Raw genomic sequence first — 23,969 nt, 5'->3', positions numbered from 1 at the left:
GATCAATTTTGAGGTGAATAAAAACAATGGCAAAAGAAATTAAGTTCTCTGAGGATGCACGTACCGCCATGCTGCGTGGCGTGGATCAATTAGCAAACACGGTAAAAACAACTTTAGGACCAAAAGGTCGCAACGTTGTTTTGGATAAGAGCTATGGCGCACCGGAAATCACCAACGACGGTGTTACGATCGCCAAGTCAATTGACTTAGAAGACCATTACGAAAACATGGGCGCTAAGTTGGTAGCGGAAGTTGCATCCAAGACAAACGATATCGCCGGTGATGGTACCACAACCGCAACGGTTCTGGCACAAAGCATCATTCGTGAAGGTATGAAGAACGTAACTGCCGGTGCTAACCCAGTTGGCATTCGGACTGGTATCGAAAAGGCGACCAAGGCAGCGGTTGATGAACTGCACAAGATCAGCCACAAGGTTAACGGCAAGAAGGAAATCGCCCAGGTTGCTTCGGTTTCATCTTCCAATGAAGAAGTCGGCAATCTGATTGCGGACGCCATGGAAAAAGTTGGCCATGATGGTGTTATTACCATCGAAGAAAGCAAAGGGATCGACACTGAACTTTCCGTTGTTGAAGGGATGCAGTTTGATCGCGGCTATCTGAGTCAATACATGGTAACTGACAATGATAAAATGGAAGCTGATCTGGACGATCCATATATCCTGATTACCGATAAGAAGATTTCCAACATCCAGGACATTCTTCCACTATTACAAGAAATCGTTCAACAAGGTAAGGCACTGTTAATCATTGCTGACGATGTTGCCGGCGAAGCATTGCCAACCCTGGTTCTTAACAAGATTCGTGGTACCTTCAATGTTGTTGCAGTTAAGGCCCCTGGCTTTGGCGATCGGCGCAAGGCACAACTGGAAGACATTGCAACCTTGACCGGTGGCACCGTGATCAGTTCCGATCTTGGCTTGGATCTGAAGGATACCAAGATTGAACAATTGGGTCGTGCCGGCAAAGTTACCGTTACCAAGGACAACACCACGATTGTTGATGGCGCAGGTTCCAAGGATGCCATTGCTGAACGGGTTAACATCATCAAGAAGCAAATTGACGACACAACCAGCGACTTTGATCGTGAGAAGTTGCAAGAACGTCTGGCTAAGTTAGCCGGCGGGGTTGCGGTTGTCAAGGTCGGTGCTGCAACCGAAACCGAATTGAAGGAACGTAAGTATCGGATCGAAGATGCTTTGAACGCGACCCGTGCTGCCGTTGAAGAAGGTTACGTTGCCGGCGGTGGTACTGCCTTGGTTGACGTCATCCCTGCAGTCGCTGCTTTGAAAGAAGAAGGCGACGTTCAGACCGGGATCAACATTGTTCTGCGTGCCCTTGAAGAACCTGTTCGCCAGATTGCCGAAAACGCTGGCCGCGAAGGTTCTGTCATCGTTGAACAATTGAAGAAGGAAAAGCAAGGCATTGGTTACAATGCTTCAACCGGTGAATGGGAAGATATGGCTAAGTCAGGTATCATCGACCCAACCAAGGTTACCCGTTCCGCATTGCAAAATGCTGCATCAGTTGCTGCTTTGATGCTGACCACTGAAGCGGTTGTTGCTGACAAGCCAGAACCAAAGGATAACAACGCGGGTGCTGCAGGTGCAAACCCGGCAGCCGGTGGCATGGGCGGCATGATGTGATTTCGTCCTATCCTTAAAAAGAAGAACACAAATAAAACACCAGCGAACTTGGTTGGTGTTTTTTTGTGCACCGCGATCAGGAGTGCGTTGCAACATGTATATTGTGCCTCACAAGCACGTTCCAAGCGTTATCATAGGCATTGACCACCTTTCCTTGTTAAAATAAAATTGGTAAACAGTTAACGTTGCTATTTTCCATGTCAAATAAGAGGGGACGAGTTATATGAAATTGATTCAAAATCCCATTCGGCTTAATGCCAGTTTACACAAGATGCTTCCGCACACCATGCGCTTTTTATACAGTCGCAAGCCAGTCAAGTATTTCGAACTTTACACGCTAGGATCGGTGCATGTTTATTATGTGGAAGGTTTCGACCAAATCGATATTGTCCTGACTCATGACAAGCGCACCATCAAAGATGCCGAAATTGATTTTGTCCTCGAGAAACTATTGCCAGACACACCAAAAACCGAGCTAAAAATCGACCACGCCGCCAAAAGCGAGATCGAACATGAAGTCCATCGTAAATTGAAAGTGCATGATGTTGTTATTATCGAGAAGTGAGCGTGAGCCGGCGCGGTTAGAAGTCGGAGTGTAAGTGGCCTTGGGCGTGATGGTCGGGCTTTGACCATTGCGACCAAGGTCCTTACACGCAGACTTCTGCGCCGGCGAACGCGTTAAAGTGAGCGTGAACCGGTGTGCTTAAATAAAGCGTAAGTAGTCTCAACCCCAATGGCGGTTTTTGCCATTGGGGTTGAGGTTCTTGCACCTGAATTTCTGGGCTACCAAACGCGCTACAGAACTTAGCAGTCAACGGAACCCCTTAGCTTCTTTATAGAGCAGTGCCTGATCGCGGCTTTTTCCGAACCATACCCGCTGACAAATATCAATCCAACCGGTGTTTCTGGCGGCACATATAAGTTAAGATGAAACAAGGTAGGCGTAAGCCGAAATTTAGAGTACACTAATGCATGTTTGTTTACGATTCATTAAAATTTTTGAACCGGTGTGGGTTAATAGGAGTTTAGAAAATGATGCACTTGAAACGGCTGTTCATTGGGCGGCCTTTGAAATCTTCCGAGGAAGGTGGTCAACAGCTTAACATCTTCAAAGCGCTGGCGATGTTGTCGTCAGATGCTTTGTCCAGTGTGGCTTATGGGACCGAGCAGATTGTCTTGGTCCTCACGACACTGTCGGCTGCGGCAATTTGGTATTCGTTACCGATTGCGGCGTTCGTTTTAGTCTTACTGATTTCGCTGACACTTTCATATCGGCAGATTATCCATGCTTACCCTAGTGGTGGCGGGGCCTATGTTGTTGCCAGCGAAAATTTGGGCCGCAATGCCGGTTTAACGGCCGGTGCTTCGTTGCTGATTGATTACATGCTGACGGTATCGGTTTCGGTTTCGGCCGGCGCCGAGGCGATCACTAGTGCTATTCCTGCGCTGTATGGCCATCAGGTGGCGATTTCGCTGATCATCATTTTTATCTTGATGGGAATGAACCTACGTGGCATGAGCGAATCTGCTAATTTTCTGATGATTCCGGTTTATCTATTTGTGCTTGTGATGACCGTGATGATCGTCTGGGGACTTTATCAGGTTGTCAGTGGTGCCATCCCGTATAAGGCAACTTCATTGGTCGGCGCAGCGATTCCCGGCGTGTCGATGGCGTTGATTTTCCGGGCGTTTTCCAGCGGATCCAGTTCACTGACCGGGGTTGAAGCGATCAGTAATGCGGTGCCGTTTTTCAAGTTGCCCAAGGAAAAGAATGCAGCCAAAACGCTAGCGATTATGGCCGGCATTCTGGGCTTCTTCTTTGCCGGCATTACGTTTTTGAACTACTGGTACGGTTTAGTGCCGATGGCGAAGGTGACGGTACTTTCACAGGTTGCCAAGGAAACATTTGGTGGCACCGGCATCATGTATTATGTCGTTCAATTTGCGACCGCGTTAATTTTGGCGGTTGCTGCCAACACAGGCTTTTCGGCTTTTCCGGTCTTGGCGTTTAACCTGGCGAAGGATAAGTTTATGCCGCATATGTACCTGGATCGCGGTGATCGGCTGGGATATTCCAATGGGATTTTGACCTTGGCGCTGGGCTCGGCAGCGTTGATCACTATTTTCCAAGGCTCCACGGAACGCTTGATTCCGTTGTATGCGGTAGGCGTGTTCATTCCGTTTACGCTGTCGCAAACCGGGATGATCATTCACTGGTTCCGGCACCGCGGCAAGGGATGGATTGGCAAAACGGTCGCCAATCTTTCTGGCGCATTAATTTCGTTCGCGATTCTGGTCATCTTATTTGCTTACCGACTGTTTGATATCTGGCCGTTTTTCATTGTCATGCCGCTTGCCATCTTTATGTTCTACAAGATTCATGATCATTATCGTAAAGTAGCCGCACAGTTACGGTTGCCGGCAGACGTTGAAGAGCATGAGTACGATGGCAGCACCGTCATTGTGCTTGTCGGCAATGTGACGCGGGTGACCCGCGCCGCGCTGAATTACGCGCAGTCCATCGGCGATTATGTCATTGCGATGCATGTTTCGATGGATGAGAATCCGAACAAGGAAAAAGAAACGCAAAGCGAATTTCGCGCAGATTTTCCGGATGTCCGGTTTGTCGATATTCACTCGTCGTATCGTTCGATTGAGGCACCAACAATTCGCTTCGTCGACATCGTGGCGCGGAATGCTGCTAAACGCAACTTTACGACCACGGTGCTGATTCCGCAATTCGTACCGCGCAAAAAGTGGCAAAATATTCTCCACAACCAAACTAACTTCCGTTTACGCGCTGCGTTTGCAAGCCGCGAGAACGTGATTATTGCCACTTACAGTTATCATTTGAAGAAGTGACCGTTTAGGCAGGTTGAAGAGACATGCAATAGAGGCGGATGAATTCCATAGGTGTGGGTTCATTCGTTTTTTTGTTTCTAACCATGTCTATTTGCACTCTGAAAACGCGCTCACTGGGCCAGAAACCTCCACATAACAATGGCCTAAGCCCGGGCCATCACGTCCAAGGCCACTTATGTTCCGGTTTCTAACCGGCCCTGTTCGCGCTCTGTTGACTTACCTGTTAAAATAAATGATATAGAACGTCAGAGATAGTCAAAGACAAAGGGTGAAGTTTGTGCCGCAAAAAACCAGTGATACGCCAATGATGCAACAGTATAATGCGATTAAGGCGCAGTATCCGGATGCATTTTTATTTTATCGAATTGGCGATTTTTATGAATTATTCAACGATGATGCCATTAAAGGCGCACAGTTGCTTGAGCTGACGTTGACGGCACGGAATAAGAGTGCGGATGATCCGATTCCGATGGCGGGGGTGCCGCATCATGCGGTGCAGAGTTATGTTGATATTCTGATTGATCATGGGTATAAAGTCGCTATCTGTGAGCAAATGGAAGATCCTAAAAAAGCCGTTGGGATGGTCAAGCGCGCGGTGATCCAGTTGATTACCCCGGGGACCAATGTCGACATCAAAGCCGGTGCCGCGAAGACAAACAATTACATTACTGCTGTTTTGCCACACGCAGGCGGTTATGCCTTTGCTTATGGCGATGTTTCCACCGGTGAGCTGAAAGTAACTGATCTCAAAAGTAAATTCGCTTTGCAAAATGAGCTGAGTGCGCTCGCAACCAAAGAGATTGTGGTGCCAGAAGACCTGACCGATGATGACGCAGCCATGTTGAAAAAAGGCGAGCGTTTGTTGTCGGTTCAGCCTGACAGTCAGCCCACGAGTGAAGGCAGTTATGTGTCGCAAGATCTGACCGATCCGGCCGAAGCCGCGGTTGTGCAAATGCTGATGGCTTATTTACTGAATACGCAGAAGCGCAGTCTGGCCCATATCCAAAAGGCCGTGGCCTACCAACCGTCAGCATATCTGGAAATGGATCAGGATGCCCGCAGCAATCTTGATATTCTGCAAAATAGCCGCACCGGGCGCAAAGGCGATACGTTACTATCTTTATTGGACGCAACGAAAACCGCGATGGGCGGGCGTTTGCTGAAGCAGTGGTTGGAACGGCCGCTGTTGGATATTGGTGCGATCAGCGTACGACAAAATCAAGTTCAGGACTTGCTGGATCACTTTTTTGAACGTAGCGAGTTACAGGAACGTCTGACGAAGGTTTATGATCTGGAGCGGTTAGCCGGTCGCGTGGCTTTTGGTACGGTTAACGGGCGCGACTTGATTCAGCTGCAAACTTCACTTGATCAGGTGCCGGCGATTCAGGATGTCTTAAGCAAGCTTGATGATGGCAGTTTTAAGGCACTTCGCGGTAAAATCGACCCAGTCAGTGATGTTGCCGGGTTGATTCGCCGGGCGATCGAGCCGGAGCCGCCGATTTCGGTGACCGACGGCGGCCTGATTTTACGCGGCTACAATAAGAAGTTAGACGAGTACCGCGATGCCATGAAGAATTCCAAGCAGTGGATTGCGGAATTGGAAGCGTCAGAGCGCAAGGCCACCGGTATCCACAATTTGAAAATCCGGTATAACAAGGTGTTTGGCTACTTTATCGAGGTTACTAAGTCCAATTTGGACAAGGTACCGGAAGGCCGCTACGAGCGCAAACAGACGCTGACAAATGCCGAACGGTTTATCACGCCTGAGCTGAAGGAAAAAGAAACCTTGATTCTTGAAGCCCAGGAAAGTTCAACCGCGCTGGAGTATGATCTTTTTCAGGATATTCGCGATCAGGTCAAAGCTCAGATTAAACGACTCCAAGCGTTAGCCGCCCAGATTTCGGCATTGGATGTCTTGCAAAGTTTTGCGACAGTGGCTGAAAACAATCACTATGTCCGGCCGACGATGCATGCCGGCACCCACGATATTAATGTTAAAGGCGGCCGCCATCCGGTTGTCGAACATGTTTTGGGGCAAGATAGCTATATCCCTAACGATGTTATTATGGATCAGGATACGGACATGCTACTGATTACCGGCCCCAACATGTCCGGGAAAAGTACCTATATGCGGCAGTTGGCGCTAATTGTGATCATGGCGCAGGCCGGATCATTTGTTCCGGCTGATGCCGCGGACTTACCGATTTTTGATCAAATCTTCACCCGTATCGGTGCGGCTGACGACTTGGCGAATGGGGAAAGTACCTTTATGGTCGAAATGTTGGAGGCCAATGCGGCACTGAGTCATGCAACGGCTTCAAGTCTGATTCTCTTTGATGAAATCGGGCGAGGAACGGCGACTTATGACGGCATGGCGCTGGCACAGGCGATCATCGAATATCTGCATGATCACGTGCACGCTAAGACGCTCTTTTCCACGCATTATCACGAATTGACCAGTCTGTCGGATTCGCTTGCGAAACTCAAGAATGTCCATGTCGGCGCGGTTGAAGAACATGGCAACCTGGTTTTCCTGCATAAAATGATGCCGGGACCGGCAGATAAAAGTTATGGGATCCATGTGGCGAAGTTGGCCGGCTTGCCGCCAGATTTATTGGATCGCGCCGATACGATTCTGAAGCAGCTTGAAGCCGCGACACCGGAAAAAACCGTGCCGTCAGCCGCAAGCCAGGTGACGGACCAACAATTGTCGCTTTTTGAAGAACCTAAACCGCAACCGAAGAACAGTCCGATTTTGGCGAAACTAGCTAAGTTTGATTTGATGGATGCGACGCCAATGGACGCCATGAATTTGATTTTCGACCTTCAGAAACGTTTAAAGAAGAAGTGATTTTATGCCAAAAATTCATCAGCTATCGGCCACGTTAAGTAACCAGATTGCTGCCGGGGAAGTTATCGAACGCCCAGCCAGCGTGGTCAAAGAATTAGTGGAAAACAGTATCGATGCCCAGGCAACCCAGATTGACGTGAAGGTATCGGCGGCGGGCTTGCAGAAAATACAGGTCAGCGACAACGGGATCGGGATTGATCCTGACGATGTGGCGACTGCCTTTTTGCGCCATGCGACGAGCAAAATTCTGACGACGCGGGATTTGTTTAATGTGCATTCGTTAGGGTTTCGCGGTGAAGCTTTGGCCAGTATTGCGGCGGTTGCCGATGTCACCTTAACGACCGCAACGGATTCCGGCATTGGCGCCAAGATCCACGTGAAGGGTGGCAAAGTTGAGGATCAAACGACTGCAGCTCATCGCCGGGGCACGGATGTTGAAGTGTCCGATCTGTTCTTCAATACGCCAGCTCGCTTGAAGTACATGAAGTCACAGCAGACGGAGCTAGGGAAAATTGTCGATATCGTCAGTCGGCTGGCCTTGGCTAACCCTGGCATTGCCTTTACGGTGTCGCACGATGGCAATATGGTCGTCCGGACTGCGGGTCAAGGCGATCTGCGGCAGACACTTGCGGGGATCTATGGCTTACCGGTAGCACGGTCCATGGTTGACTTTCAGGCACAGGATCTTGATTTTCAGGTGAGCGGCTTGACCAGTTTGCCGGAGACCACGCGGGCCTCGCGCAATTACTTGAGCCTGGTCGTCAACGGCCGTTACATCAAGAATTTTCAGCTCACCAAAGCCGTGATTGCCGGCTACGGCTCCAAACTCATGGTCGGGCGGTATCCGATGGGTGTCATCACGATTCAGATGGATGCGGCCTTGGTTGATGTCAACGTGCATCCGACGAAAGCGGAAGTGCGTCTGAGCAAGGAAGATCAGCTCAGCCATCTGCTGAGTGAAGCGATTCGGAGTCGGTTAGCAAAAGAAAATCTCATTCCAGACGCGTTGGATAACCTGCCTAAACGTGAGCACTATGACCTGGATCAGCTGGAATTAACGCTGAATAAAATCAGCCCGAAAACAGCTGCACCAACGCCGCCGCAGGGAACTGAACTACGCGAAGAAACCCATGACCAGCCTGTAAATACGCCTCAAGCTGGATCAACGCCGTCTGCTGAGACAGCGCCGGACTTAACCATGGATGATTTGGATGATCGGCCAATCTTTAGCGAACCGCAACGGCTGGCTGCGTGGGATCAGCGTTATCAGCAGTTGGATGCCAATGTAGCGCCAGCGCTGGTGGAAGACTTGCCAGCGCAAGATCTGAAGCGGAACGAACCAGCTGAGCGATTTCCGGACTTAACGTATTTGGCGCAGGTTCACGGCACTTACTTGCTAGCTGAGTCCAGCGACGGTCTGTATATTTTGGATCAGCATGCCGCTCAGGAGCGGGTCAACTACGAATTTTATCGTCAGGAAATCGGCAAAGTCGGCACCGATCAGCAACACTTGTTAGTGCCGATTGTCCTGGATTACTCCGCCGCCGATGCGATTGATATTCGGACGCACCGCGATGTTTTGGAATCGGTCGGCCTGTATCTGGAAGACTTCGGCCAAAATAGTTTCGTGGTCGAACATCATCCGACTTGGTTTAAGGCCGGTCAGGAAGAGGATACGATCAAGGAAATGGTGGATTGGGTGCTGCGCGACGGTAAAATAACGGTGGCGGCGTTTCGGGAAAAAACCGCCATCATGATGAGCTGTAAACGGGCCATCAAGGCTAATCATCATCTGGACGACAAGCAGGCGCGCGCACTGATTCAAAAACTGCCGCAATGCGAGAACCCATTTAATTGCCCCCATGGTCGGCCGGTTCTGGTGCACTTTTCCAATACGGATCTGGAGAAAATGTTCAAACGGATTCAAGATAGTCATGAAAGCGGGGAAATGCAGGCATGATCATATTGGCAAGTCACTCACCGCGGCGGCAGGAATTGCTCAAGCGAATTATTCCCAGTTTTGAGAGCCATCCAGCCACGATTAATGAACGGGCGCTGCCGGTTTTAGCGCCGCCAGAATATGTCCAGAGTCTCGCGAAGGCAAAAGGCGAATCGTTGGTGCCCAGCTATCCGGGCGCTACGATTATTGCGGCAGATACCATGGTGGCGTTTCAGGGCAAATTGCTGGGCAAGCCACATAGCCGGCAAGAAGCCAAGCAAATGATTACCGCACTTGGCGGCCAAACCCATCAAGTGTATACCGGCTTGTGGGTGCGCCTGGACAATGGCACGGTGCGTCAACAAGTCGTGGGCACTGACGTTACCTTTTGGCCACTTGAGGAAGCAGAAGTCGAGTCCTATTTGCAGGAAGATGCTTATCAAGACAAGGCCGGCGCATACGGAATTCAAGATGCCGGAGCCTTGCTGGTTAAATCTATTGACGGCGATTTTTACAATGTGATGGGTCTACCGATCAGCACGTTGTATCGCATGTTGTTGGCTTAATCCAGATGGGTTAGACGAATCAAAAGTACAAAATGACCGAGTTGCCAGATTCTTTTACGGCAGACTCGGTCATTTTTAATTCATTCATTTAGAATGTTACAGACGATAAGCTGCGTCACTTAGCCTTTAGGCGACTGCACAACCTGCCAGTTGCTTGGTAGGGTGAAGATGTAGACCTTGCCGATGGTTTTGCCTTGTTCGCCGGAACCGGCAAACATGATGGCGGCAAAGACGTTGCTGTATTTGAGTTTCTGCTCGGTGACAGCGACTTGCGGAATGGTGCCGTGTTTCAGTTTCGTCTTGATGGTGGCACTTGGCTTGACTGTGTGATCGATGGCGTCGCCGGAAATCCGGTAGCGGTAAGCAATATGTTTTTTAGCCGTACCGATGGGCTGGCTGATAATCTGCAATTGGTCATTCATGGGTGCCAGTGGTTGCAACTCGGTGGTTTCGTCAATCGTAAAACCAACATGGTAAAGATCATTCACACTCAACAAAGCAATCGGGCCTAAAACCAGCAAGCCACTGACAATGATGGCTAATGGCCGCTGCCGACTGGGTTTCATTAACACGACAGCCCAGAAAAAGGCGATGGCACCGATGATCAACAATAAGATAATCATGAGGCGTCCCTCCGATCCATGGCGTCATTTTTCAAGAAGAAGCTCAGTATTAAGCCTAGCGCTGCCATGACCAACGAAACGGCAAAAGCCGCCCGATAGCCAGCCAAGGTAGCCTGATGTAGCGCGTTGGCGTAATCAATCGGATCAAGGGCCTTGCCGCTAGCTGCCGGCGTTGCGCCCTTGGTGACGACCGACAAAACAGAGACCAGGATCGCAGTCCCGATCGATGCCGCCACTTGCCGAATCGTGTTGTTCACGGCCGTTCCGTGGTTGATTAAATGCGTTGGTAAGGCGTTCATCCCGGCAGTCGTGACCGGCATGGTGACCATGGTGATCCCGAACATCCGCACGGTATAAACTGTCGTGATATAAATCAGCGGCGTGGTTTCAGTTAACGTCATCAACGGCAAGGTGCCGGCGACCAGCAGAAACAGGCCAGCGACAGCCAAACGTTTGGCGCCAATTCGATCGAAAATCCGGCCGGTGATCGGACTCATGATCCCCATCATAATTGCCCCCGGGAACAAAATCATCCCGGAATGAAAGGCACTTTCGCCACGAATTGTCTGAATATACATCGGCAGCACCATTTCAACCCCGACCATCGACATAAAGGCGACCGCGGTCAAAATGACACTTAACGTGAAGGTCTTGGATTTAAAGACTCGCAATTCCAGTAGCGGTGTTTTGAGATGCAGTTGTCGCCAGCAGAACAAGGCGACAAAGATAATGCCAATCGCGAGACTGATCAGAACCTGGGTGTCCGTCCAGCCGGCATCGCCGACTGTTGAGAAGCCATACAATAAGCCGCCAAACCCAAGCGTCGAAGCAATAATTGATGGTACGTCGATCTTGGGATGTGACGTCGGCAAAACTTTCCGCATGCTGTAAGTGGCCAGTAACACAACCCCGGCAGCAATTGGCATGATGACGGCGAATAACGCCCGCCAGGTATGATGCAGCAAAATCCAGCCGGAAAGCGTCGGACCGATTGCCGGAGCCAAGCCAATGACGATGCCCGCTAAGCCCATGGCGCTGCCGCGTTTTTCCGGCGGGAAGATAGTGAACATCACGGTCTGAAAGGTGGGCATGGACATGCCGACACCAATCGCCTGGATGAGGCGGCCGGCCAGCAGCATCTGAAAATCGCCGGCAAGCCAGCAAATCAGCGAACCTAAGAAGAAAATGGTCATGGCCGTCAGATAAAGGTGCTTGACGTTGAATTTATCCAACAACCACGCCGAAACAGGAATCATGATGCCCATAATTAACATGAAGCCGGTTGTCAGCCACTGAACCGCGCTGGCGCTAATATGAAAATCAGCCATCAGTGTCGGATAAGCCGTGGTGAGAATGGTTTGAGTTAAGAAGGTCGTAAACGTGCCGATCAATAGGGTGATGACAAGTAGCAAACGATTATATGGATGCCCATTAACATCAGTTGGTGTCAACAAAATCGTGTCCTTTCTAAAAACGTTATAATCCAGTCTAGCACGTCAACAGCAGGTTTGGGTGAATGGCCTTCACAAAATCTTTAAAAAGGTATCAAAAAAACATCGTTGCGACTTGTTAGCCTAAAAGTAAGTTAATGAATACGGAAGGGGCGTTTCAAAACGTGAAAGTCCAATCGACGCATCAACGCATTGAATGGATTGATGTTGCCAAGGGCCTCGGAATCATTGCAGTTGTGTTGGGGCATTTCTATCCTCGCAATACAACGTTTTATGAAAGCTTATATTGGTGGCATATGCCATTGTTCTTTATGATTGGCGGTTTCTTCGTCAAGCCGACAACGTTGCCGACTTTAAGAGATTATCTGAGGCGGCGGTTCTGGCCAATGTTCAAGCAGTATTTTGGCTACGGCGTGGGGCTGATTTTGCTGAATTTTGTGGTTGAGCAACGCACGCCTGCATTTACCCTGGATTATTTGCGGCGACTGGTTTATGGCGGAACCGAACTGAATGGTTATTTATCGGTCTTTTGGTTTATGACAGTTTATGCCTTCAGTAGTTTGCTGTTTAGTCTATTACGTGGCTATATGCCAAAAGTCTGGCAAGAGGCGGTTTTAATGGCCGGACTTTTCTGGTTAGGGTTCAGTTATCCTAACGCTGAGGCAGTTTTAGGATTTCCGATTCCAGGCAACCTTGATTTAGTACTGGTTGCTTTGCCGTATATGTTTGTCGGCTGGTGGTTATTCCATTATGCCCGGCAAATTGTCACCAAGCCGTGGTTTATGGTGGTCGCTGTCGGCCTTTTCGCAGTGCTGTTTACTGCCCAGTCGCGTGGCCAAATCGACTTTTTGCTTTATATGAAATCCCATCACTTAACTGATCCACTTCTGGCGGGATGGGCGCCAGTCATCATCTGCGGCGGTTTATTTGCTGGAGCCAAAATAGTGTCAGGAACTTTTGCAGGAAACTGGTTAGATCGCATTGGCCGTAGTACACTACCTATAATGTATGGTCATAAAGCGGTCGGTTATATTTTGGAGAAGATCGGTGATCCCAATATACTTGTTTTGGTGATTGCCGGTGTCACAATTCCTCTTTTCCTTGCTTATGCGGGCCGCTGCGTTCGGGAACGTTGGCAAGACGGGGGATTATATGCGTTTAGTTAAAAGATTGTTGCTGGTCGTGGTGATTTTACTCGTTGGGCTGGCGCCAGGCACACAATTGGTGGAAGCGGACACGACACCGACCATTTTTGTTCACGGTTATCGGGGCACGGCTTTTTCGACCAATCAGCTGATTGAAGGTGCTGAGGCTGCGGGGGTGGCTAAGCGCAGTATGGTGATTACGGTGAGTCCGACCGGGCAGTTAGATGTTCGTGGGACGTTACACACCACTGCCGCGCCGATTATTCAGGTGATTTTTCAAAACAACACCGCTGGCGAGGAAGTAGACAGTCAATGGCTGGCTAAAATTTTCACGATGCTGCATGAGCGCTATGGCGTGGTGAAATTAAACGCCGTGGGCCACAGTATGGGCGCCTATGCTGTCATTGCGGCGGCGATGGCGCAAACGCCGATTGAATTGGAAAAAGTCGTTGCGATTGCCGGCCCGTATGACGGCTTGCTCGGCTGGAATGACCAGCCACATCAGTTACAGCTTGCAGCAGATGGGCGGCCGAACCTGATTCGGCCTGAGTATGCGCGGTTATTGAAGGACCGCACGCATTTCCGCGCTAAGTCGGTGTTGAATATTTACGGCAATGTTCAAGACGGTACGGATACCGATACTGTTGTGAGCGTCAACTCTGCCTTGAGCTTAGGCTATCTGCTTCGTGGCCTCACCAAGTATCAGACACTTGAAGTCACTGGCCCCCATGCCCAACACAGCCAGCTCCATGAACACAATGTGACGGTTGACCGCGCGATGTTGCAGTTTATCTGGGGAAAGTGACTTTGGTCGTGCCAAACTCCGCAATCTCCGGCCAGCTGGGGTGGCGACGCGAAGCTAGAGCGGTGGGCACAGCTGATCCCCATCTGGCCTACGATTGCTCCGCTTTGGCACTAAGATCTCAATCCCTATACAAACAAGAATCGTTCATGAAAAAAAGACCAATTGATCGCAATGTACGGTCAATTGGTCTTTTTTACACTTTAGTCATGAATATTAGACTGTTTAAACACATGTTAGTTGCAATTTGTGAGCTTAACGCTGAAAACTAATCCTGCTTCTTATCTTTTGCCTCTTTAACTTCCTCAGCAACGGTTTGCTTGACCGGTTTTGGATCCTGGGTGACGTCAAACCAGTTGGCGAAGCCGCGGGAGAAATCAGCGACGGTGAAGTTGAAGTGATCGATTTTGACTTTGTCATGCAACTTCAGATCGGGATGCGTTTCCATGATAAAGCCAGCAATGGTGATGATCTCGGAATCCGTGAACGCTTTGATATTAGTGTGGAAGAAACGTTCAAAGTCCCAGAGTGTCGTCTTGCCGCTGACCCGAAAGACTTTGGGATCGTCGGTTTTCCGAATGTACTCGTCGGAGACATCGTCGATTTCATCTTTAACCGTACCAAACAGCTCTTCATAAATATCTTTATCAGTGACGATGCCGCTAGTGCCACCGTATTCATCGACGACCACAACAATTGGCGTTTGTTTCTTGATCATTTGCGTCAAAATATTGTGAATCGGGGTAACTTCAGGCACATTGATAATCGAACGCAGCAGCTTGGAGACTTTCACGGATGGATCGACTTGCCCTTGCTTGACGAGATCATAGATGTAGACATACCCCAGAATCTTATCTTTGTCACCGTTTGCCACAACCGGGAACCGGCTATAGCCTTGAGTTAGATAGTCGCGCAAGGCTTCCTTAACAGTGGTATTAATATCGATCACAAACAGGCTGGTACGGTCAACCATGATGTCTTTGGCCGTTTTGTCATTGAGCTCAAATGCCCGCTGCATATAAATGACATCATTTTGTTCCATGTCGCCGGAAGTAACAGCATTCTTACTAAGGTTCAGAATTTCGGCTTGGGAGAAGGCCTCGTTACCTTCATCGGCTGGCTTCATGCCCATCATTTTGACAATGCCGGTGGCGCTGACGTTCAGCAACCAGACAAATGGGAAGAACAAGATATGGAAGTAATGTAGCGGCGTCACAACCAGCATTAACGTTTTAATTGGATAATCAATAGAAATGTTTTTCGGAACAATTTCGGTGAGCACCACTTCCAAGTAGGTTAAAATAATAACCCCCAAAATAGCGCCGACCGCATGCAGGCTGCCATTTGGCAAACTTAAGTGGGTCAAGCCAAACAGATCAACCAGCAAGAATTCAACGGTGGTTTCCCCGATCCACCCTAAAATGATGCCGGCCAGCGAAACACCAACCTGGGTCGTTGACAGATACTCATTTAAGTTGTGAACCATACGCAAGGCGCGCTCAATTTTCGCTTTGCGGCCCGTGCCTTTGTCGATCATCTCTTCCAAGGCACTCGGACGACTTTGAACCAATGCAAATTCACAGGCAACAAAAAACGCTGCGAAGAAAAAGGTGACGAGCATCACCAATAAATTGGGGACGATTTGGCCACTTTCCATGTATTCCATTCCTCATTTCATGTAGCTTTACAAACTTAATTTTAACATTGAATGAGCCAAATGAACGATAATTCATCGATTGCTTCTATATTGTGCGTTATGCTGGTATCAACGAGTATGCGATTCGAGGGGAGAAGCCGAAATGGAACAAGTCAAAATGTATTGGGAAACAATGAAGGTTTTTAAAGCCGAGCCGGAAATGCCCAAAACCCAGCTGATTAGCAAACCGCTGCCACGGACACCGGCAACAGGGACGGAAATGCCGCAGATTGCGATTCGCAACGTGGATGTTTTTCAACTAATGAGTGAGTTGACTGGCAAAGTCGGCGTGATGAACTTTGCCAGTCCGGTTCATCCAGGCGGTGGTGTGGCGTTTGGCGCGCGGGCGCAGGAAGAAGCGATTGCGAAGGGAACATTTTTGGTGCCGGCGCTGGAACAGTACATGGCGGATTATTATGATCAGAACTGCAAACAGCCTAATCGCGGCCTGTTTAGCTCAAAACTTATTTATGCAGAACATGTGCGCCAGGTTTTTGACGATCAGGGCCGCCGTTTGCCAAAAAAATATGTCGATATCGTCACCGTGGCCGCACCTGATCGTCGCGTCGATCCGCAATTAGATGACGCGACAGCCATGAAAGATATTGCATTTAAGGTTTTACAGACGCTGCGGGCGTTTAAAGCGCATGACGTTGACCAGTTGATTTTGGGAGCATTTGGTACCGGCGTTTTTGGTAACCCAGTTAAACCGGTTGCCGGCGTTTTTCGGAAGGCGTTGCTGTTACCGGAGTTTGCTGGCGCATTCAAACGCGTTTATTTTGCAATTTACGATCCGCAGATGAGAACGATTAAGTCATTTGCGGCTGCTTTAAAAGGTGAAGACGAATAAAGAAAGAAAGGAATTAACCGATGAAACTCACGGTCATGCAACACGCGGATGCTGAAGGCTTAGGGGTCATTCAAGACTGGGCCGATAAGCATTCAATTGAAACTGTCACTTACCGCCCTGATCAAGGGGATCCGATTGCGCAACTGAATCCGGCAGACATTGATGGGTTGATTGTGCTTGGCGGCCCCATGAGCGTCAATGACGATCTGGCCTGGCTAGCAGCCGAACGGATTTTGATTCGCAGTTTAAACAAACTGAACCGGCCAGTCCTTGGCATATGCTTGGGGGCTCAGCAGATCACCAAGGCTTTTGGTGCCAACGTCTACCCGATGGAAAAACCGGAAGAAGGAATCGGCACGGTCAGGACCAGTGATGGGACGCTGCTTAACGTTTTCCATTGGCATGGGGAAGCGATGAGCCGATTGCCGGGCAGCCAACTGTTATACGAAAATGACCAAGCACTTCAAGGATTTAAGTATCACGATCGGATCGTCGGATTGCAATTTCATCTGGAAGTGACGCCGACCTTGATTACAGCGATGGGGGCGGCCGCCGGCAAACCGCAAGGCCCGGTTAATGAAGCCATTTTGGCACCGGGACATGAGGTTCTTAATGCGCTACTTGAGCAACTTTTTGGGTAAAAATAAGCAAAAAACGCAATTTATTTAGACTTAGCGCGAAAAATCAAGGGTATCCTCGAAGATTTTTTGAAGTTCCGCTGACATGAGAATCGCGTCACAGCGGGCTTTTGAGATTGACAATGTTAAGGATGTAACCTAATGTAATCTTTTGTCATAGAACTTAACCTAACCGCAACACCGCGAATACATGTTCGTAATACTGACTGACTATACTAAGCCACAGTTAGTTAAGTCACCACATGAAATCAGGAGGAATTACGAACATGAAAAAGCTCTTAAGTACAGTATTATTCTCAGCCGTTGCTTTATCCGCCGTTGCTTTGTCCAAACCTAGTCACGTTAGCGCAGCAACGAAAGATACTGAATCGACAACCGTCAGTGCACCAGCTAGTGATAAGACGGAAGCCGACGTCACTTATAACGGTGGCGCAACAACTGTTTGGACTTCGCCGACAGTGGGACAACAAGCAAAACGTTACGTTACAACTGGCGAACATCTTAAATTTGTTAACAGTAAAAAAGTTTATTCAGAAATTTGGTATGAAACAGCCGATCATGGTTGGGTTCCAGAACGCTACTTGAGCATCAATACCTTGCAGCAACTGGCACCGTTAACCCAGAAGGCTGACGCAAGCGCCGCACCGACGCAGACAACGTCACCAGCTGAACAGGCCGCTCAGTCAACTTCTAATAATGCTCAGGCTTCATCAAGCGCTGCTGCTCAAGATGCTGCAGCATCAAGTGCGGCCGCATCAAGTGCAGCTCAGGCAGCTGCCCAGCAACAGGCACAACAACAGGCTCAGCAAGCTGCTGCCGCTTCGCAAGCCGCTGCTCAGCAACAAGCTCAGCAATCGGCTGCTGCCCAACAGCAAGCACAACAAGCAGCCGCTACTTCGCAAGCTGCGCTCCAGCAACAACAAGCTGCTGCATCTAAGGCTGCCGCTCAACAACAGCAGGCACAACAACCTGCCAGCCAGGCAACCGTTCAGACAACGCAGACAGCGGTTCAGACAGCTCAACCTCAACAGGCAACCCAACAACAAGCAACTAGCAACCAAGGCACCTTCAAGATCAGTTTCTATGATCCGTCTGTTATGGGTAGCAGCTTAGGTTATGGTGGTGTTGCCGCCAACTTAAGTGTCTTCCCTAAAGGCACCCATTTACGCATCACGATGTCAAATGGTCAGGTGCTAGACCGGGTTGTTAACGACACAGGTTCATTTGCAGCAGGCAACCCACGTCAGCTTGACGTAGCAATGCCAAACGACCAGATTCCTTCAGCGGGCATTCTCTCTGCGACAGTTGAAGTAGTTGGCTAAAGCGATTCGCCTTTAACATGAAACAAAATTAAACGCACTCGCAGTTTCCCAATACAGGGAAGCAGCGAGTGCGTTTTTTTGCAGAGCGTGAACTGGCGCGGTTAGAAGTCGGAGTATAAGTGGCCTTGGGCGTGATGGCCCGGGTTTAGGCCATCGCGACCAAGATCCTTATACGCAGACTTCTGCGCCCGAGAACGCATTTATGGTCGTTCATGGACTATCTGGGTTTCTGTCACGTTTTTGCGAAGAGTCACCGCACACGGGAACTCAGTAGCAAATAAAGTTGCGCAGTTTGAGTCAGCCGTTTATCGGTGACCTGAAACCACCGATTAATCACCAGTTGGGAACTAATCAGTTCATCAACAGCAAGCTGGTCACCAGTTGGCTGTTTAGGCGGCGCCACTGCTGCAATGAGCTGCCCTTTAGCGCTAAGTAATTGACTAAGTACATGGGTGATGGTGCGCAGCTCGGCAGGGGATTGGTTAAACGCGCCGACAATCAGATCGTAAGGGCCGGTCAGCAGTTTTAACCAATGATCAGGCATGATGCGATAACGCAGCCGATCGGAACTGGCCACTGCGCGGGCACTTTGGATGGCGGCGGTATCGGTATCAATGCCCAGTACGGCAGCCGCACCATGGTTCAAGGCATAGCGGCAAAACCAGCCGTCACCACAATGAATCACAAGCACACGTAGATCCGTTACTGGCGGCATTTTCTTAACGAGCGCCTGCCACACCGGTTGATCGTCACCTGATTCGAATGGCATGTTGGGATTATCTTGCATATTAGGATATGGCGTGTCCATAGTTTCACAACCCTTCACATTCATTATAGAGGAAAAAGACCCAAGATGTCGGTTGATCTTGCAGGTTTGTCGACGATGAGTTAACAGCGTAACGAAGCCTGATTTAACGCGGCGGGGAGCTTGTCTAAGGAAACACTGAAAAAAGTTTGGAAAAGTTAAACAAAAGCATTGCATTCTGCTAAGAAACATGAGAATATAATAGACATGTTAATTGCCCAGTAGTTCAGTGGTAGAATGCTTGACTGTTAATCAAAGGGTCGCTGGTTCGAATCCAGCCTGGGCAGGATAAAAGCCGTGAGCTGACAACGTTCACGGTTTTTTTTAATGTTTTTGAACGTGCTGGCTTTAGTCGCTGGATTTGGAATTAAACGGGACGATAACGAAGAATCGAAGCTGAATCAGTCACCGAAACCGACCAAGTTTACTGAGTAACAGATGAGGACTCTTTAAAAGAACACCAAAGAAACAGTCTGCCAATCATTTTTGCCGTTGTCGTGTGCCGTAATATGCTATTCTAAATAAAACAAATCGAACGAGAGGTGACGTCATGCAAACAAAAGCGTTGACACGAATGGGTTTATTACTGGCGGTTCTAATTGGATTGGCTTTTGCTCCGCCGATTACGATCGGTTTCCTCGGGGTACCGATTGTCCTGCAGAATATGGGCGTTATGCTAGTGGCATTGTTACTGCCTATACGACCAGCAACGATCACAATCGGGATGCTATTAGCCTTGGCGGCGCTAGGACTTCCTGTATTAACTGGTGGTCGCGGCGGTATCGCCGTCTTCATGGGACCGACTGCCGGCTTCATGTATGGTTGGTTGCTAACACCGCTGGCCTATGCCGGCATTACCCATTACCTTAAGCAAGATTCTTGGGTGACCAAAGCCCTTGGGATGACGTTGGGCGGCGTGCTGCTGACGGAATTGTTGGGCGCCGCGTGGTTGGCTGCGACGACGAATATGACATTTGTTCCGGCGCTTTTGAGTGTTTTGATCTATATTCCAGGTGATTTGCTTAAAATGGCACTCAGCGTTTTGGTGGTTCAACAATTAACGGCTGTGATGCCTGCCTTGAATTCAAAGTAAGCTAGTACAAAAAAGTACCTTGATTACCACCGTGTCAATGCATGGTGGGGAATCAGGGTACTTTTTTTGAACGGAGCTATGTTTTTGCAGGCTTTTAATCAACGAACAACAGTTCAAAAGCATGATCTTTTGTATTAATATTAACCGAAACGTGGCGATTGAGGTCACTCACGAGATTTCGGGCAAACGCCATTTTGGATTCAAAATCCTTCAACTTGGCCGTAAAAGGCACCGAATTGAAATCAAAGTTTTCGCCGATGAACGCGGCATCCGTGACATATTTAAGATTATTTTGATCGTGACGGCTGCCTGGTTTTAGAACAGCATCTAAATAACGGTACAATTCCGATGGCGAATAGTGTAACGGTTTAACCAGATCGGTTGTAATGTTGAAGTCTGGCGCATCATCGGCCATCTCTTCGTTGACCTGCACCTGTGTCAGTCCTTGATATAATTTCAATGTGGGCACCTCTCATCCTTATACTTTATTATAACATGCTCAGCGTTGGACGATTCGATCAATTGCGTTTTGAAACTCGGTGCGAGCTTCTTCGGTGGTTTCCTTAGCCTGGGCATTTTTCAAAAATGTCGTGAGTTCAGCTGTGGGAGCCGCGGCCAGTTCGCTAATAGCCCACGCGGCCGTTGCCCTGATCATGGGGCGGGGGTCGTTTTCAATGACCTCAAGTAGGTGCGGAACAGCACTGCGATCATGAAGGTTAACTAATGCAATGATGGCGTTACGCTGCAGCGGCTTTTTCCCGCGCCATGCCCCGGCCAGTTTACCGAAGCGGGTCTTAAAGCCTTTATTGCTTAGCGTTAGCATGGGAATTAATTCCGGCATCACGGTGTCGGGATCAGGTTCCATTTCGGGATGTATATGAAAATCTTTGCCTTTATTAAACGGGCAGACCTGTTGGCAGATATCACAGCCGTACAAGACATTGCGAATCATCGGCCGAAATTCCGGATCCATGTACCCCTTTGTTTGAGTTTGGTAAGACAGGCACCGCTGACCGTTCATCCGCCCATCGCCTAGCAGTGCCTTGGGCGGACAAAAGTCAATACAGCGGGTACACGTCCCACATTGACAAGCCATCGGTTCATCCGGTGCGAATTTAATATTCGTGATGATTTCGCCTAAATAGACATAGGAACCAAATTCAGGCGTGATTAGCAGGCCATTTTTGCCGATAAAACCAAGCCCGGCGCGCTGGGCGACGGCGACATCGATTAATTCTCCAGTGTCGACCATGGGTTTGAAGCGGATGGCTGTATCCGTCGCAGCCGTGTCTTTGATAAATTGCATTAATGCGTCCATCTTGCGATCCAAAACGGTGTGATAATCAATGCCCCAACTAGCCCGCGCAAAGCGACCGCGTTTAGGACCGGTGCGAGGTGGGCGGTCATGAATCTTAGAAGGATAAGCCAGCGCGATGGCAATGATACTCTGCGGCTGGTCAAAGATCTTGTCTGGATACAGCCGTTCATCCAGATTCTGGTGTTCGAATCCGGTTGTATGTCCAGCGGCTTTTTGAGCCAGTAAACTGGGTTTTAACGCAGCAAAATCATCGGCGGTGGTAAAGCCGATCTTGTCAATTCCCAGTTCCTTTGCGTGGCTTTTAATGGTTTCCTTAAGATCCATGCCGCCAACCTCCTAACATTGATGATGTCATTATTTTAGCGAAACGGTGGCGGGAAAGCAAAATTGCAGAACGCCCCAAAGCCCATTAACACGTTTACCAGCGCAGAAACCTGCGTGTAGAGGCTTCAGGCGTGACGGACAAAGACCATTCTTTGCCATTTGTACAATTGAGGGCCTGGTGAGGGGTAGCTTCCACTTTCTATAACGCGCTCGCCAGCGCAGAAGCCTACATGTAAGGACCCCAGACCACAATGGCCAAAGCCCGGCCATTGTGGTCTGGGGCCACTTACACTCCGGCTTCTAACCGCGCTGGCTCGCGCTCACAAAAAAACGTCATCCAGCCATTGCCAGACAACGTTTTTCGTTAAAAGAACAGGAGGCGGAACATCGCTTTTTCACGACGCTGCTAACATATCGGAAAAATGTGAACAGATTGTGACGAATTTATCGCTAATTACTGAAGATAGAGTTCCCGGAGGTCGCGCTTTTCCGCCGGCGTGAGTTGCAGAGCGTCTTGCAGATAATTTTTCATGCCGCCGTACTCTTCGTCGATGGTCGCCAATGCACTGTCGAGAAAGGCACCCGAAACGGTACCGAGGTCACGAATGTTAGCGAGCAACGCATCCGTTGCGCCGCGTTTGCGTGCCGCAGCAAGATTCTTTTCGACCATCGGCTGAATCAGGTCGTTGGTTGCCAAATAATCTTGCCGAATCGTATGACCATCGACCCCCAAAGCCGATAGTAAATAAACAGCGCCCATACCGGTACGGTCTTTACCTGCTGTGCAGTGGAACAGCACAGCACCGTTTTCGCTGTCGTTACTTAACAGAATATCGAAGAATTGACGATAGGCTTTTTGGGCGGATGGCATTTTGACAATATCGGCGTAGGTTTTGACCATATTCTCGAAACCAGCGTGCGGATCGCGGGAGAAACTCTTTTGCAGGGCATCAGCCTGTTCGCTGCTTTTGGTTTCGTCGGTTGGGAAGACAGGGACGAAGTGGTATTCAGCGACGTTCGGATAGCGATCGGGCTCGGCCGCTTGTTCCTCGGGCGAGCGAAAGTCCACGTCGGAAATCAGTCCATAATCGGCCAAATAATCCAAATCCTCATCAGATAATTCACTTAGTTTTGCCGAGCGGATAATTTTGTGAGATTTAATCACCTGGCCGGATTTGGTCCGATACCCGCCAAGCTCGCGAAAATTTAAGCCGTGTTTAATATTAAGAACATAAGGTGCCAAATTTAATTCCTCCATCGTGAAAACGTTTGACCCTAGTATACGCGACATTGATGGTGACCGGCAACGGGCTGAAGCGTTTTCATAATGACTAGATAAAAAGAGCCGCCCGCAGACGACTCCTAGTGTAACGCAAAGCAACTATTCTTCCGGTTGAGAAATAATTAAACCGGTAATGAAGGCTGCCACAAGGGACTTGGTTCCGGAACTAAGCGGGGAACCATTGTAGGTCAAAACGGAATTATTACCGATCAGATCTTCAATCCGAATGGTCGAACCCTCTGCAGCTGCTTTTTCCTGCTCTTTTTGTTTCGCGTACTTGTCAGGATATGCAACGCCTAACAAATCAAGCGGATCGACATCATAGTATTCAGCAAGCTTTCGAATACTGCGTTCGCTTGGAATTGTCTGATCGTTCTCCCACTTGGTAAAGCTTGCAGGGGACGTGTGCGTTGCCTTGGCAACTTCAACAATTGATTCGCCACGACTCTTACGGATTTGCCGCAAGACACTGCCAACACCATTTGTAATCATAAATTTCACCACGCTTCTTTTTTTCTTGTGTGACGCCGAATTCTTAAAAATTAAGAATACAAGCTTACTCACTATAATATAGCATCATTACGTATTAAATCAATCATTGAACCGCAAAATCAAAATATATTTAAATAAATTTTGATTGACGGTTCTTTGACCTGCCACGTTGACGCCTCAAGGTTGGTACTGATGTATATTTTACATGGTATGGTGATCGATTACCATGTTAAGACCAAATTTATT

At 49.0% G+C, this 23,969-nt stretch carries 20 protein-coding genes and 1 tRNA gene; 13 read left to right on the top strand and 8 right to left on the bottom strand.

Annotated features, from left to right (window positions below; translation table 11 throughout):
- The first annotated feature begins 26 nt into the window (after positions 1 to 26).
- The 6 genes from groL (at position 27) to LACSTY_RS10610 (ending at position 9,882) form a co-directional block, all read left to right on the top strand.
- Entirely contained in the window at positions 27 to 1,664 is a 1,638-nt protein-coding gene (groL, locus tag LACSTY_RS10640) for a chaperonin GroEL (protein WP_010491955.1), read from the top strand.
- Between the two features lie 223 nt (positions 1,665 to 1,887).
- Positions 1,888 to 2,229: a DUF1827 family protein gene (locus LACSTY_RS10635; RefSeq protein ID WP_049171614.1), complete on the top strand. Its 342-nt coding sequence runs from the start codon at positions 1,888 to 1,890 to the stop codon at positions 2,227 to 2,229.
- A gap of 467 nt (positions 2,230 to 2,696) precedes the next feature.
- A complete protein-coding gene (gene kimA / locus LACSTY_RS10625; RefSeq protein WP_047106343.1) occupies positions 2,697 to 4,526 on the top strand; it encodes a potassium transporter KimA in 1,830 nt (609 codons plus the stop codon).
- Positions 4,527 to 4,803: 277 nt separating this feature from the next.
- Complete coding sequence (mutS, locus tag LACSTY_RS10620) at positions 4,804 to 7,377, top strand: DNA mismatch repair protein MutS (RefSeq protein ID WP_087912624.1); 2,574 nt, start codon at positions 4,804 to 4,806, stop codon at positions 7,375 to 7,377.
- A gap of 4 nt (positions 7,378 to 7,381) precedes the next feature.
- Entirely contained in the window at positions 7,382 to 9,337 is a 1,956-nt protein-coding gene (gene mutL / locus LACSTY_RS10615) for a DNA mismatch repair endonuclease MutL (protein ID WP_151466737.1), read from the top strand.
- Positions 9,334 to 9,882, top strand: coding sequence for a Maf family protein (locus LACSTY_RS10610; RefSeq protein WP_087912623.1), 549 nt, complete (start codon positions 9,334 to 9,336; stop codon positions 9,880 to 9,882). The genes mutL and LACSTY_RS10610 overlap by 4 nt, the downstream gene beginning before the upstream one ends.
- A gap of 119 nt (positions 9,883 to 10,001) precedes the next feature.
- On the opposite strand, the gene LACSTY_RS10605 is transcribed toward LACSTY_RS10610, so the two are convergent.
- Both LACSTY_RS10605 and LACSTY_RS10600 read right to left on the bottom strand, forming a co-directional pair.
- Positions 10,002 to 10,505, bottom strand: a complete 504-nt coding sequence (locus LACSTY_RS10605; protein WP_087912622.1) for a DUF4811 domain-containing protein — start codon at positions 10,503 to 10,505, stop codon at positions 10,002 to 10,004.
- A complete protein-coding gene (locus LACSTY_RS10600; protein ID WP_010491940.1) occupies positions 10,502 to 11,959 on the bottom strand; it encodes an MDR family MFS transporter in 1,458 nt (485 codons plus the stop codon). The genes LACSTY_RS10605 and LACSTY_RS10600 overlap by 4 nt, the downstream gene beginning before the upstream one ends.
- A gap of 161 nt (positions 11,960 to 12,120) precedes the next feature.
- Between LACSTY_RS10600 and LACSTY_RS10595 the strand changes: the two genes are divergently transcribed.
- Positions 12,121 to 13,122 (top strand): acyltransferase family protein, encoded by a 1,002-nt coding sequence (locus LACSTY_RS10595; RefSeq protein ID WP_087913287.1) that lies wholly within the window; start codon positions 12,121 to 12,123, stop codon positions 13,120 to 13,122.
- Entirely contained in the window at positions 13,109 to 13,906 is a 798-nt protein-coding gene (locus LACSTY_RS10590) for an alpha/beta hydrolase (protein ID WP_087912621.1), read from the top strand. The genes LACSTY_RS10595 and LACSTY_RS10590 overlap by 14 nt, the downstream gene beginning before the upstream one ends.
- 265 nt (positions 13,907 to 14,171) lie before the next feature.
- Here the strand turns inward: LACSTY_RS10590 and LACSTY_RS10585 are convergent, their stop codons facing one another.
- A complete protein-coding gene (locus LACSTY_RS10585; protein WP_047106347.1) occupies positions 14,172 to 15,560 on the bottom strand; it encodes a hemolysin family protein in 1,389 nt (462 codons plus the stop codon).
- Positions 15,561 to 15,702: 142 nt separating this feature from the next.
- On the opposite strand from LACSTY_RS10585, the gene LACSTY_RS10580 reads away from it, so the two are divergent.
- From LACSTY_RS10580 to LACSTY_RS10570, 3 genes are all read left to right on the top strand, one after another.
- Positions 15,703 to 16,449 carry a TIGR02452 family protein gene (locus LACSTY_RS10580; RefSeq protein ID WP_087912620.1) on the top strand — a complete coding sequence of 249 codons (747 nt, stop codon included), beginning with the start codon at positions 15,703 to 15,705 and terminating at the stop codon, positions 16,447 to 16,449.
- Between the two features lie 20 nt (positions 16,450 to 16,469).
- Entirely contained in the window at positions 16,470 to 17,090 is a 621-nt protein-coding gene (locus tag LACSTY_RS10575; protein WP_087912619.1) for a type 1 glutamine amidotransferase, read from the top strand.
- 263 nt (positions 17,091 to 17,353) lie between these two features.
- Positions 17,354 to 18,409 (top strand): RlpA-like double-psi beta-barrel domain-containing protein, encoded by a 1,056-nt coding sequence (locus LACSTY_RS10570; RefSeq protein WP_087912618.1) that lies wholly within the window; start codon positions 17,354 to 17,356, stop codon positions 18,407 to 18,409.
- A gap of 250 nt (positions 18,410 to 18,659) precedes the next feature.
- On the opposite strand, the gene LACSTY_RS10565 is transcribed toward LACSTY_RS10570, so the two are convergent.
- Positions 18,660 to 19,217: a class I SAM-dependent methyltransferase gene (locus LACSTY_RS10565; protein WP_025012737.1), complete on the bottom strand. Its 558-nt coding sequence runs from the start codon at positions 19,215 to 19,217 to the stop codon at positions 18,660 to 18,662.
- Between the two features lie 212 nt (positions 19,218 to 19,429).
- Between LACSTY_RS10565 and LACSTY_RS10560 the strand changes: the two genes are divergently transcribed.
- Positions 19,430 to 19,501: transfer RNA gene (locus LACSTY_RS10560), tRNA-Asn, on the top strand.
- A 263-nt stretch (positions 19,502 to 19,764) separates the two neighbouring features.
- On the top strand, positions 19,765 to 20,307 hold the full coding sequence (locus tag LACSTY_RS10555) for a biotin transporter BioY (RefSeq protein ID WP_087912617.1): 543 nt from the start codon (positions 19,765 to 19,767) through the stop codon (positions 20,305 to 20,307).
- Between the two features lie 94 nt (positions 20,308 to 20,401).
- Here the strand turns inward: LACSTY_RS10555 and LACSTY_RS10550 are convergent, their stop codons facing one another.
- The 4 genes from LACSTY_RS10550 to LACSTY_RS10535 form a co-directional block, all read right to left on the bottom strand.
- On the bottom strand, positions 20,402 to 20,767 hold the full coding sequence (locus LACSTY_RS10550) for a hypothetical protein (protein ID WP_010491917.1): 366 nt from the start codon (positions 20,765 to 20,767) through the stop codon (positions 20,402 to 20,404).
- Positions 20,768 to 20,806: 39 nt separating this feature from the next.
- Complete coding sequence (gene queG / locus LACSTY_RS10545; RefSeq protein WP_087912616.1) at positions 20,807 to 21,949, bottom strand: tRNA epoxyqueuosine(34) reductase QueG; 1,143 nt, start codon at positions 21,947 to 21,949, stop codon at positions 20,807 to 20,809.
- A gap of 454 nt (positions 21,950 to 22,403) precedes the next feature.
- Positions 22,404 to 23,192 (bottom strand): tyrosine-protein phosphatase, encoded by a 789-nt coding sequence (locus LACSTY_RS10540; protein WP_010491913.1) that lies wholly within the window; start codon positions 23,190 to 23,192, stop codon positions 22,404 to 22,406.
- A 138-nt stretch (positions 23,193 to 23,330) separates the two neighbouring features.
- Positions 23,331 to 23,723: a helix-turn-helix domain-containing protein gene (locus LACSTY_RS10535; RefSeq protein WP_010491911.1), complete on the bottom strand. Its 393-nt coding sequence runs from the start codon at positions 23,721 to 23,723 to the stop codon at positions 23,331 to 23,333.
- Between the last annotated feature and the right edge of the window lie 246 nt (positions 23,724 to 23,969).

The organism is Lacticaseibacillus styriensis (assembly GCF_030770295.1).
Taxonomy (GTDB): domain Bacteria; phylum Bacillota; class Bacilli; order Lactobacillales; family Lactobacillaceae; genus Lacticaseibacillus; species Lacticaseibacillus casei.
This window is presented reverse-complemented; position numbering and strand designations above follow the sequence as displayed.